General features: G+C 41.3%; 9 protein-coding genes. All 9 read right to left on the bottom strand.

Features of this window, described 5'->3' with window-relative positions:
- Positions 1 to 88 precede the first annotated feature (88 nt).
- On the bottom strand, positions 89 to 2,152 hold the full coding sequence (gene htpG / locus PGR14_RS10620; RefSeq protein ID WP_022220840.1) for a molecular chaperone HtpG: 2,064 nt from the start codon (positions 2,150 to 2,152) through the stop codon (positions 89 to 91).
- Between the two features lie 230 nt (positions 2,153 to 2,382).
- A complete protein-coding gene (locus PGR14_RS10615; RefSeq protein WP_055249108.1) occupies positions 2,383 to 6,012 on the bottom strand; it encodes an FtsX-like permease family protein in 3,630 nt (1,209 codons plus the stop codon).
- Between the two features lie 16 nt (positions 6,013 to 6,028).
- A complete protein-coding gene (locus PGR14_RS10610; protein ID WP_055249106.1) occupies positions 6,029 to 6,733 on the bottom strand; it encodes an ABC transporter ATP-binding protein in 705 nt (234 codons plus the stop codon).
- A gap of 156 nt (positions 6,734 to 6,889) precedes the next feature.
- Positions 6,890 to 8,050, bottom strand: a complete 1,161-nt coding sequence (gene mmsB / locus PGR14_RS10605; protein WP_055249104.1) for a multiple monosaccharide ABC transporter permease — start codon at positions 8,048 to 8,050, stop codon at positions 6,890 to 6,892.
- A gap of 3 nt (positions 8,051 to 8,053) precedes the next feature.
- Entirely contained in the window at positions 8,054 to 9,589 is a 1,536-nt protein-coding gene (gene mmsA, locus PGR14_RS10600; protein WP_055249102.1) for a multiple monosaccharide ABC transporter ATP-binding protein, read from the bottom strand.
- A 63-nt stretch (positions 9,590 to 9,652) separates the two neighbouring features.
- A complete protein-coding gene (locus PGR14_RS10595; protein WP_055249099.1) occupies positions 9,653 to 10,738 on the bottom strand; it encodes a substrate-binding domain-containing protein in 1,086 nt (361 codons plus the stop codon).
- Between the two features lie 23 nt (positions 10,739 to 10,761).
- A complete protein-coding gene (rbsD, locus tag PGR14_RS10590) occupies positions 10,762 to 11,256 on the bottom strand; it encodes a D-ribose pyranase (RefSeq protein ID WP_055249097.1) in 495 nt (164 codons plus the stop codon).
- A complete protein-coding gene (locus tag PGR14_RS10585; RefSeq protein ID WP_055249094.1) occupies positions 11,256 to 12,188 on the bottom strand; it encodes a ribokinase in 933 nt (310 codons plus the stop codon). Before PGR14_RS10585 ends, rbsD begins: the two co-directional genes overlap by 1 nt.
- A gap of 30 nt (positions 12,189 to 12,218) precedes the next feature.
- Positions 12,219 to 12,917 (bottom strand): deoxyribose-phosphate aldolase, encoded by a 699-nt coding sequence (gene deoC, locus PGR14_RS10580; RefSeq protein ID WP_055249093.1) that lies wholly within the window; start codon positions 12,915 to 12,917, stop codon positions 12,219 to 12,221.
- Positions 12,918 to 13,058: the final 141 nt, after the last annotated feature.

Raw genomic sequence — 13,058 nt, 5'->3', positions numbered from 1 at the left:
GCAAAAAAGCCTGACCATTCAGACCTTTTCGCATAAGCGAAAATGGAAATCTGAATGGCTCAGGCTTTTCCGGGTATCTACAGCAAGATTATTTTGCCAGTTTCATCATAATTTCATTACTGCGTTTCACAAATTCTGTCATCTCTTCCGGGCTGAGTGGCTTGTGTGCCAGCATTGCCAGGTCATATAACTGATGGCAGAACATTTCTGTATTTTCGCCATCTTTATGTGCTACAACATATTCTACCAGCGGATGATTTGCATTCAGGATCAGGGTTGCATTGGTTCCGAACATAGACGGATCCATGCCTGACATTCCATACATCTTCATCATTTCCTGCATACGGCGTGATTCTTCGGAAAGTGTAATCATAGATGCCACATTTTCATCTTTCATCTTTTCCACTTTTACTTCCAGTTTGTCATTGCCAAGTGCTTTGCGGAAGATTTCAACCAGACTGTCAGTTTTTTCTTTGAATGCTTCTTTTTCTTCTTCAGATACATCTTCTTTGAAGTGATCAGTCAGATCTGCATCGATTCTCTGGAACTTGATATGTTCGTTCTTCTGCTCCATCTGAGTAATAAATGGAGAATCAATATTATGTGACAAGATCACTGCGTCCAGTCCCTCTTTTTTGAACATATTGATATACTGGCTCTGCTGCTGTTCATCTGTTACATAGTAGATTGTTGTCTTCTCTGTTTCTTTCTTTTCTGCTGACTGCTCTGCATTTTCACCCTCAGTCTTTTCCTCCGGTTCTGCTTTTCCGCCATTTTTTTCGATGCATTCTTTGAGTGTCATATACTTGTGATCCAGGTTCTTGAACAGAACATAATCGCTCATCTTCTCGCAGAATTTTTCATCTTTCAGGCAGCCGAATTTGATAAATGGGCTGATGTCATCCCAGTATTTCTCATAGTTTTCTTTATCTGTCTTGCACATTCCTGAAAGCTTGTCAGCAACTTTCTTGGAAATGTATTCGGAGATCTTCTGTACGAATCCATCATTCTGCAGTGCGCTTCGTGATACGTTAAGCGGCAGATCCGGACAATCAATGACTCCTTTTAATACCATCAGGAATTCCGGAATAACTTCTTTGATATTGTCTGCGATAAATACCTGATTGTTGTACAATTTGATGGTTCCTTCAATGGAATCGTATTCGGTATTGATCTTAGGGAAGTACAGGATACCCTTTAAGTTGAATGGATAATCCATGTTCAGATGAATCCAGAACAGAGGTTCTTTGTAATCCATAAATACTTTCCGGTAGAAATCAATATAATCTTCTTTGCTGCATTCGTTTGGATGCTTTGTCCACAGCGGTGCCGGATCACTGATCGATACCGGGCGTTTCACGATCTTTGCTTTGTCGGATGCCGGTGAAACTTCAACCATTTCTTTTTCACCATTCTCATTTTCTTTTTCTTCCATCTTGGCGTCTTCATGGATATGTTCAACAACCGTATCGGTATCCAGGACTTCATCCTCCGGGATCGTCTCATATTCCGGTTCTGCATTTGCTTTGGATACAAAAATCTCTACTGGCATGAATGAACAGTATTTTTCAAGGACTTCGCGGATTCTGTATTCATTTGAAAATTCTACACAATCTTCGTTCAGGAATAAGGTGATTTCAGAACCAACTTCCTCTTTATCCCCTTCTTCCATCTCATACTCTGTACCGCCTTCACTTACCCAGTGTACCGGTTTTGCACCTTCTTTATAAGAAAGGGTATCAATATGAACTTCATCAGCTACCATGAAGGCAGAGTAGAATCCAAGACCAAAGTGTCCGATCATATCGTCCTCTGTTGTCTTATCTTTGTATTTGTTCAGGAATTCGGTTGCTCCTGAAAATGCGATCTGTGTGATATATTCTTCTACTTCATCAGCAGTCATACCAAGACCATTATCGATGAATTTCAAAGTCTTCTCTTCCGGGTTTACAATAACCTGGATCTTTCCTTTATAATCATCCGGAAGTGTATATTCTCCCATCATGTCCAGCTTCTTTAATTTTGTGATCGCGTCGCATCCATTGGAAACAAGCTCTCTTGCGAAAATATCATGATCAGAATATACCCATTTCTTGATAATCGGGAAAATATTTTCGCTGCTGATTGAAAGACTACCTTTTTTTGCTGCCATTTTTATCACTCCTAAATTTCATATTCTATCTTTTTACGGTTTCAAATACCGTATTTTTCTGTCTATGAAATATCTTAATACCCTGATTTCTAAATGTCAATAGAAAATTAGCACTCTTTTGACAAGAGTGCTAATAATTCTGTGAAGAATATAAACTTTCTGTGAAATATATTTTCCGATTCTTTGTGTACCGTCTATAAGAAATCTTTGACATACACTTGCAAAAGCTTTTACTCCACGCTCTTCAAAGATTCCACCATATCGATCTTCTTCAGCTTGTAGAACATTACCCAGTTTACAAATAAAGAAAATGCAACGGTAAATAAAAAGCTGTACAAGTAACTCTGCCAGTGGATCTGCCGTCCGAACATCGCTTCTTCCACCTCAACCGTCAGGATGATATACCGGTGAAGCAGATTACCAAGCACCATACCCACAACCGATCCAATGATCGTCAGCAGGATATTCTCTCTGTATACATAAGAGGCAACCTCTCCGTCGTAGAATCCCAGAACCTTCAAGGTTGCAAGCTCTCTCTGACGCTCGGTGATGTTGATATTGTTCAGATTGTACAGTACCACAAATGCCAGCATTCCGGCAGATACGATCAGTACCACGATGACCAGATTCAGGCTTCGCAGCATGTCATCCAGCCTTCCTTCAATACTGCTGGTATAACTTACATTCAGTACTCCATCCATCGACAGAAGCTTTGTTCCGATCTTCTCGATCTGATCATCCTTTCCGTCCTTTACACTGTAGATGATCGTGTTATATTCTGCCGGTACACCATATAATTCCTCGTATTTTTCCGGTGACAGATACAGGTAATGGCTCATATAGTTCTCGCAGATGGCGCCAACCGTCACCGTCTGGTCTCCCCTGTCCTCGTCCTCGATTGTAAGCTCATCTCCCACCTTTACATTCAGAAGGGATGCCATTTTCTCAGTCAGAATCACTTCGTCTTTTTTCAGTGAATAAACCTCGTCCTTATTGGTCCTGCTGTGGAAGCTTAAAAAGTCCTCAATCTTTTCATTATCCGATGGCACCATCAGATAAAGTGTCTTTTTACCGGATGCAGATTTTACATCGGTCTTCTGCATCCGCGCTTCGATCGTCTCTTTTATATCTGCATTCTGATCCAGATAATCATGGAGCTGTTGTCTGTTCTCTTCGGATATGTCGTCACTCATGTAGGTTGCCGCATCATAGAACTGCACCTTCTCATACTGCAGGCTGACGATCTCATAGATACAGTCCTTCAGTCCGAATCCGACTACCATCAGTGCCATACAGCCGCCGATTCCGAAAATGGTCATAAAGAATCGCTTCTTATACCGGATCAGATTCCGCACGGTCGATTTCCATGTAAAATTCAGATGCTTCCAGATAATTCCGATCCGCTCCAGAAGAATCCGCTTCCCCTGCTTCGGTGCTGCCGGACGCATCAGCTCTGCCGGTTCTGCTGCCAGCTCTTTGTAGCAGGATGCGATCGTAGCGATCAGTGTGCAGGCAACTGCGATTCCCGAAGCCTGGAGTGCATAGCTCATATGGTACGGTACCAGGATCGCCGGCAGATGCTTATACAAGATCATATAAGCATAAATAATGATAAACGGCAGGATCTTTTCCCCGACCAGTACTCCGAAAATACTTCCGCCAAGCGTTGCAATCAGAGCATAACCAATGTATTTCCCTGCAATTGCAGCTTTTCCGTAACCGAGTGCCTTCATCGTTCCGATCTGGACTCTCTGCTCCTCTACCATTCGTGTCATCGTCGTCAGACTGATCAGTGCTGCCACCAGGAAGAAGAGTACCGGAAATACTTTTCCAATGGAACGCATCCGGTCTGCATTATCCCCATAGCCCTGATATTCTGTCAGCGCATCCTCTCTCGTCTGCACGTACCATTTCGGATTCTCAATCTTTTTAATCTCAGCCTTTGCGTCTGCGATCTTCTGCTTTGCATCCGCAAGCTGCTTTTCTCCGTCTGTGATCTTCACCTGCCCGTCCGTGATCCGGTCTTCAGCTTCTTTTGCTGCCTGCTCATATTCACTCCGACCATCCGCAAGCTCCTGTTCACCGGATGCAAGTTGTGCTTTACTTGCATTTAAAGTGCCCTCTTTTTCATTCAGAAGTGCCCATGCAGACTGAATCTGTGCTTTTCCGTCCGTGATCTGTGATTTTGTACTGTCAAGCTGGGATCTGGCTGCTGCAATCTGACTCTTGCCGTCTGTAATCTGTCTGCCTGCACTTAACAGCTCTTCTTCCTGTGCGGCAAGTGTCTGCTCCTGCTGAAGAAGTGCTTTCTCTTTTGCATCCAGATCTGCTTTTTGCTTAGTCAGGCTGGTAATCTGTGCCTCCAGGTCTGCTTCTGTGGCAAAACCTGCCTGTTTCAGCTTCTCCTGCTTTGTATTTTCAAGCTGTGTCTTCCGCTCCTGTATACCGGCAAGCTGTGTATTTAAATTCTCCCACTTTTCCACATAAGCTTGTTGTTCTTCATTTCTATTCTCTTTAGGAATATTTACATATTTCTGATATTCATTGCTGTCCATTCCGCTCAGCTGCGTATTCAATCCTGCAATTTCTGAATCACACTGGCTGATTCCATCTTCAATCTCAGCCAGTCCGTCTTTCAGCTGATTAAGCGGTGCAAGTCCCTCGTCCAGCTGTTTCTTTCCATCCGCGATCTGTGACTTTCCTGCTGCAATCTGTTCCTTCCCCGCCGTAATGATCGGCATATATTTCGAGTAATTGCTCAGATAAACCTGTTCCGCATCTGCAAGCTCCTGTTCTTTCTGATCCAGCTGTGCTTTTCCTGACTCATACTGTGCCTCCGCCGAATCAAGCTGTGCCTGCTTATCATTCAGTTGCGCTTTTGCATCTGCAAGCTGCGTCTCGCCGTCTGCGATCTGCTGCTTTGCATCCGCAAGCTCTGCTTCTCCATCCGTAAGCTGCTGCTTTGCTTTTTCCAGTTCTTCGGCTGCCTTGCTTTTCCCACTCTCCAGCTCTTTTTTCGCATTCTCCAGTTCCTGCGATTTTTCATTTACTATCTTCTCCGAATCAGCAAGCTTTTCATTTGCCTCATCTACGATTTCCTGTTTGCGGACTGCACAGCGTTCCTCTTCGATTGCACTCACGGCTTCCTTTGCTGCATCCGACAGATTATTGTATTCATCCGTAAATGCAGTTTTCTCTTCTGCACCGCTCACCTTCACATAAGCTTCCGTATAAACATCCATGTCAAAAGAAGCTTTATCCACTACAACAAATCCACTGATCTCTCCGGTTCCGATCGTACTGCTTCCTCTTCCAAATGAAATATACAGCGGACTGTTCCCGATCCCGACAATCTTGTATGTATCTGTAACCAGCGAATCCGTCAATGCCTCTCCATCTCCGGAATGGAAAGTTACCGTGTCGCCAACCTTCAGGTCTGTATAGCTCAGAAAATCTTCATCCACCAGACATTCTCCGGCTTTTTCCGGCAGCCTGCCTTCCACAAGCGAAACCTGATCAAAATTCTTCTGCATGCTCAGCATATGGACAACCTTTTCATTGTCTCCAACCGGGCAAAGCACGTCTTTGCTGTATCCGCCTTCTACAGCTTCAATTCCCGATACCTTTCCAATTGCTTTGATATCCGCTTTGGTAAGTCCCATGGTTCCCATTACCTTCAGATCCATCAGCTTTGAATCATCGAAATACTGATCTGCAGTAAACCGCATACTTGGCTCTGATGCACGGATTCCCGAATAAAATGCGACACCCAATGCTACGATAAAAAAGATTGATACAAACCGTCCCATCGTCTTTTTTATTTCTATTATAAAATCTTTGCGTAAAACATTTTTCTTCATCGGTCTTTACGTCCACCTACCATTCAATCGTCTCTACCGGAACCGGTCTTTCATTCAGCTTCATGCTTCCGACTTTTCCATTCTTCATTTTAATTACACGATCTGCCATCGGTGTGATCGCTGAATTGTGTGTGATCAGGATCACTGTCATCCCTCGTTCACGACACATATCCTGTAAAAGCTTCAATATTGCCTTACCGGTATTATAATCCAGCGCCCCTGTCGGCTCATCACACAAAAGAAGCTTCGGGTTCTTTGCCAGTGCACGCGCAATCGATACCCTCTGCTGCTCCCCACCGGAAAGCTGTGCCGGAAAATTCTTCATACGGTCTGCAAGCCCGACTTCTTTTAAAACCATCTCTGCATCCAGTGGATCCTTGCAGATCTGCAGTGCCAGTTCTACATTCTCAAGTGCTGTCAGATTCGGAATCAGGTTGTAAAACTGGAATACAAATCCAATATCATCCCTTCTATAGGAAGTAAGCTGCCTCGGCGAATACTTTACAATATTCTTTCCATCGATCCAGACCTCTCCACTTGTTGCCGTATCCATTCCCCCCAGAATATTGAGCACTGTCGTTTTTCCTGCACCACTTGGGCCTACCACAACTGCAAATTCACCTTTTTTTATCTGAAAATCAATTCCATCTGCTGCGGCAATCTCAACTTCACCCATACGGTAAATCTTACGGACATCCCGCATTTCAACAAATTCTTTCATCATCTTTCCCCTTATCTGTAAAATTTTCTGCTTTTTCCTTTATCATATCATATACAAAAATCCAATTCAAAGCTCTACTACAAAGGTTAGAAAATTTTAAGAATTCTCATACGCAAAAAAGGTCTTGCAACCAAGACCTTTTTCACTAATAAATATTTAGCTTTTATTCTTTTTCGTTTCAACATCGAAAATAACTGCTGCCAGAAGTACTGCACCTTTTACCACTTTCTGCCAGTTTGCATCTACTCCCATGATTGACATACCTAGGTTGATAACTCCCATCAGAGTAGCACCTATGATAACCCCAGGAATCGTTCCGCTTCCACCATAAGCAGATGCTCCACCAATAAAGCAAGAACCAATTGCATCCATTTCATATCCATCTCCAGCCGTTGGGTTTGCTGAATTTAATCTTGCAATCGTCACCATTGCTGCAAAAGCTGCAAGTAACCCCATATTAGCATATGCGAAAAAATAAACCTTATTTGTATTAATACCGGAAAGCTGTGCCGCCTTTTCATTTCCACCGATTGCATATAAATGTCTTCCAATCACAGTTTTAGAAGTAATATACCAGTAAATCAGTACAATCACTGCAATCCAGATCAGAATATTTGGAATTCCTTTATACTGTCCCAGTCTCCACATAAATACAACTACAACCAGACTGACAACAATGCATTTCCCAACATCACTTCCCATACTTGCCACAGAATATCCCTTCTGTATCTTGGATATCCGGCCTTTAAAAGTCACAACAACAAAAATGCAGGCTACAATAATTCCAACTACCAGGCTTGTGATATTGAATCCATCGCCATGGAAAAAATCAATAATATAGCTGTTAAAAAGTTCAAGATATTTATCCGGAAGCGGTGCAATCGTAAATCCATCGAGTACAATATTTGATAATCCACGGAACATCAACATTCCCGCAAGCGTTACTATAAATGGAGGAATTCTTCTATACGCAATCCAGAATCCCTGCCATGCTCCGATAAGTAATCCGGCTAAAAGCATGATAATGATACTTACATATACATTAAATCCCTTATTTACCATAAAGGTAGCTCCGATTGCTCCTACAAAACAAACAATTGAACCTACACTCAGGTCAATATTACCACCTGTAAGGATACACAATAACATACCTGTTGCAAGAATAAATACATATGCATTCTGTGCAATTAAGTTATTAACATTCTGTGGAAGTAACATTCTTCCCCCTGTTTTCCATGTAAAAAACAAAGTTACCAGAATCAGCACAATAACCATCGTATATTTTCTCAAAAATACTAAAGTCTTCTCTCTTCCCATAACTTATTCTCCTTCTCCTGATTTTAGAATGTGCGACATGATTTTCTCCTGTGTCGCTTCTTTTGCATCTAATTCCCCGACTATTTTTCCGGCATTCATTACATAGATACGATCAGACATTCCTAAAACCTCTGGAAGCTCTGATGAAATCATAATTACTGATTTTCCGGCCTCCACAAGATCATTGATGATACAATAAATTTCGTATTTTGCTCCTACATCGATTCCTCTCGTCGGTTCATCCAATATTAAAACATCCGGTCCTGCATACATCCATTTTGCCAGAAGAACCTTCTGCTGATTTCCACCGCTTAAATTTCCTACATTCTGCTCTACCGACGGACATTTTGTTTTTAACTTCTTACGATACTCTTCTGACACAGCAATCTCTTTATCTTTATCAATCACGCCATGTCTACTGACTCCCTGTAAATTTGCCAGCGTCGTATTTACTCTGATCGGATTACTCAAAATCAAACCATTTCCTTTTCTGTCCTCGGTTACATAAGCAATCTTATGCTCTATTGCTTCCTGTACAGAATCATTTTTTACTTCTTTTCCTTCAATAAACAATTTTCCTGATATGTTCTTTCCATAACTCTTTCCGAAAATACTCATAGCCAGTTCTGTACGCCCTGCTCCCATAAGTCCGGAAATTCCAACCACTTCTCCCTTACATACATGTATTGATACATTATCAACAACTTTACGTTCCGCATAGACATTATGATAAACAGTCCAATCTTTGACCTCAAGTTCCACATCCCCGATATGCGGTTCCCTCTTAGGAAAACGACTGGTAAGTTCACGTCCAACCATACCTTTGATGATTCTTTCTTCTGTAATATTGTCCGTCTTTTTATCCAGGGTTTCTATTGTTGAACCATCTCTTATAATCGTAATTTTATCTGCCACATAGGAAACTTCATTCAATTTATGAGTAATAATGATCATCGTCATTCCCTGTTTTTTGAATGCAAGCATCAAATCAAGTAACGCTTTTGAATCTTCTTCATTTAATGATGCCGTTGGTTCATCCAAAATCAGAAGTTTTGCTTTCTTTGCAAGTGCTTTGGCAATTTCTACCAGTTGCTGCTTTCCTACGCCTATATCTTTGATCAGAACATGGGATGACTCTTTAAGTCCGACTTGTTTCAGATATTTTTCAGCTTCACCATACGTTTTGTCCCAGTCAATAGCGTATTTGCTTCCGCGCTCATTTCCAAGATACATATTTTCACCAATTGTCATCTCCGGTACCAGCGCCAGTTCCTGATGAATAATAACGATTCCTTTTTCCTCACTGTCTTTAATTTTCGAGAATTTACACACTTCTCCATCGTAGATAATATCGCCCTCATATGTCCCATATGGATAAATACCGCTCAATACATTCATAAGTGTAGATTTTCCCGCACCATTTTCTCCAACAAGTGCATGGATTTCTCCTTCCTCTACCTTAAGATTTACATTATCCAGTGCTTTTACCCCCGGGAACGTCTTGGTAATCTGTTTCATCTCCAACAATATCTTAGCCAATGACAATCCTCCCTTCTTTTGAAAACAGGCGGAGTCATTCTCCGCCTGTTATTTGAACCTTCATTACTGAAGCTCAGCTTCTGTATAATATCCGCCTTCTATCAGAATCTCTTTATAATTATCCTGATCAACAGCAATTGGATCTACTACATACGTTGGTATAACCTTAGCTCCGTTATCATAAGTTATAGTGTCATTTACTTCTACTTCTTCACCCTTCATAATAGAATTTACCATTTTTACTGTTACTTTCGCAAGCTTACGAGTGTCTTTGAAGACAGACATCGTCTGTTTTCCTTTTACGATATTCTTTACATTCGCAATATCACAGTCCTGACCGGTTATAATCGGCCAACTTCCAGTATAAGATGATTCCAGTGCATTCGCGGTTCCGAGAGCTGTCGAATCATTTGAGCAAAGCACTGCATCCAGATTTGTTCCGTCCGCATAGTAAGATGCTATGATTGCATCCATTCTGGACTGTGCTTTCTCTGTATCCCAGTTTGCTGTAGCCGTATCGTCTTTTGATACCTGTCCGGATTTTACTACCAGTTTTCCAGAATCAATGTACGGTTGCAGAATACTCATCGCGCCATTATAGAAATATGTTGCATTATTGTCCCCTGGATCCCCACTTACTATCTCCAGATTAAATGTCTGATCCGTATTTTCAAGATCAAGCTTGTCTACAATATATTCGCCCTGTTTTTCACCAACCACTGTATTGTCAAACGTTGCAAGATAGCTGACCGCATCTGTATTTGTGATCATACGGTCATAATTGATGACTTCTACACCGTCCTCTTTCGCCGTCTTTAATACACTTCCCAATGCATCACCATCGATTGGCGTAATAACAAGGACTTTGCAGCCTCCACTAATCATATTCTCAACAATAGATACCATCTGTGCATTGTCGTTTCCTGCATACTGAAGATCAACTTCATATCCTGCAGCTTCCAGTTCTTTTTTAATGTTAGCTCCATCCTGATTCCATCTCTGTAATTCTTTCGTTGGAAGAGCAACTCCTACTTTGTTATTCCCCGAGCTGTCTTTTTTATCTGCACCGCCCGATCCTGACGAACTACATCCTGTAAATAACATCGCAGTCATGCTTAAACACAATGCCATACCAATAATCTTCTTCATAAATGGCCTCCTCTCATTTGCTTTTACAATTCAGGCACCTCATTCTCTTCAATTCTCTTTCTTCTTTCCACATATCCATCTAAGATCGTAACATCGTCTTCAGTAAACCACGCAAACGGATCTGTACTGCATGTAAGTGCGATATTACCCCATGCATTTAATGATCCTGAACGGATAATTACTTTCGCCTTCGGTGCAATCTCAGCAACGAGTTCTTCATGCGGAATCCCCTTAAATACTGCACCTGATCCAGTATAAATTTCCTGGAGATCTTTATATAAAGCCGGATGATGCGTCTTAACTTCTGGTGCAAACGCAACTTCCTCTACAAAAATCTCTTTACGGAGCATTCTTAAGATATCAAGTAAATCTGCCTGACCTGCATAGTATCCCAAATCAATTCTATTTGCATCTTTCGGAATCGGGAATCCGGCATCTGTCACAAGTATAATATCTGTATGTCCACATGTTGCAAGTGCTTTTGCAAGTTCTGGATGTAATATTCTTCCTGGTCTCATTATACAATCTCCTTCTTTCCATGTTTTTTCATAAATTCTTTAACTTCTGCTGCGGTATGATAAGATGGTACGGTCTCCCACTTCGTACAGCAAAGAGCAGAAACTGCATTTGCATATAATACACTCTCGTCAATTTCTTTTCCTGCTGCAAGCGCTGTTGCTAATGATGCATTAAAGCAATCACCTGCTCCATTAGAATCCACTACTTCGATCTTATATGGCTGTACCTGTCTTGCCACACCTGGCTCAAAGATTCCGGATCCTTTATCTCCAAGCGTCATAATTATCTTCTTGCATCCAGTCTTAAATAACATCTCGGCAATTTCTGAATTTGTTAATTCTGAATCAGTTGGAACACCTACTGCTACTCTTGCTTCTGTCTCATTTGGAGTCAGGATATCTACATCTGAAAGGTCGCATTCCTTCAGATTAACAGCCGGTGCCGGATTCAAAATCGTAGTCTTTCCATACTTCTTGGCAACTTTCATTGCATAAAGCGCTGTATCAAGTGGAATTTCGAGCTGCGCTAACACTACATCTGCCTCTTCAATAAGCTTCTCCGCATTGTCAATATCTTCTTTTGAAAAAAGATCATTTGCTCCTGAATCTACCACGATGACATTCCGCGCTTCAATATCTTTAATAATAAATCCCGTTCCCGTCGATTTTTCTTTTGTAATACGTAAACCGCTGATATCAATCTTTTCATCTTTCATCAGATCAACAAATTCTTTTCCAAATGTATCGTCCCCGATAACACCAATATAAGAAACTTCTGCTCCCAGACGGCTTGACTGAACTGCCATATCGGAACCTTTTCCTCCAAATTCGCCTCGATAGTCACGTCCCATCAACGTCTCACCCGCAACTGGAATTCTGTCAGCTGTCATAACCAGTGCTTTTGCGTAACTTCCTATAATACATACCTTCATTCCATACCCTCCATTCTAGCAGATCCGATCTTAATATGCGTTCGGATCTCCAATAAGTCCTTCAATAATTTCCGGTCCAGAACTTGTTCCAACCAGTTCTGCTCCTGCTTCAAACATCATCTTCATCTTTTCCAAAGAATTAACTTTACCAGAAACTTTAACACGGCATGGAAGTGAAATATTCTCTTTCAGAATCTTAACATCTTCTACTGTTGCTGCACATCCGCCTACGCCCCATCCACTTGACTGTTTTACCCAGTCAATTCCAGCTTCGCAAGCAAGCTGTGCCGCTTTCTTTTTCTGTTCTTCATTCAGGAAACCAAATTCAAGCATAGATTTTACAATTACACCGCTTGCATGAGCAACCTCAACAATCTGTTTCATTTCTTCAAAGTAAGCTTTTTCTTCTCCACCAATCAGAAGACCTGGGTTCGGAGGGAAATCAAACTGATCAACACCTGTTTTAATCATTTCTTTTAATGCTGCCAGTTTCATATCCAGAGTATCATTTGCCTGTGGGAAATTCAATGTTGATGCAACCTGGATTCCGGTTCCTTTTAAAACATCCTTTGCCAGGCTGATATAGCACGGTGCAATCATTGCTGCCTGGAAGTCATATTTCATACATACATCAAGATGTTTTAATAATCCTTCTCTTGTTAAGTTCGGGTTAACATTTGTATACTGAATTGCCTTTGCCACCTGTTTTTTGTCATTAAAATCAATCATTTTCATTTCTCCTTTTCTTTGTTTTATTGTCTCATGAAACGTTTTATGTATACTTTCATTATACATATTTTTCTAAGTTTGGCAATAACTTTTTGACTTTTCAGTACTTTTACACAAAAAAGGGGCTGTGAAAAAAGAATA

Origin of the sequence: Coprococcus sp. AF99-45 (assembly GCF_027663865.1) — a bacterium.
GTDB classification, from domain to species: domain Bacteria; phylum Bacillota; class Clostridia; order Lachnospirales; family Lachnospiraceae; genus Allocoprococcus; species Allocoprococcus comes.
This window is presented reverse-complemented; position numbering and strand designations above follow the sequence as displayed.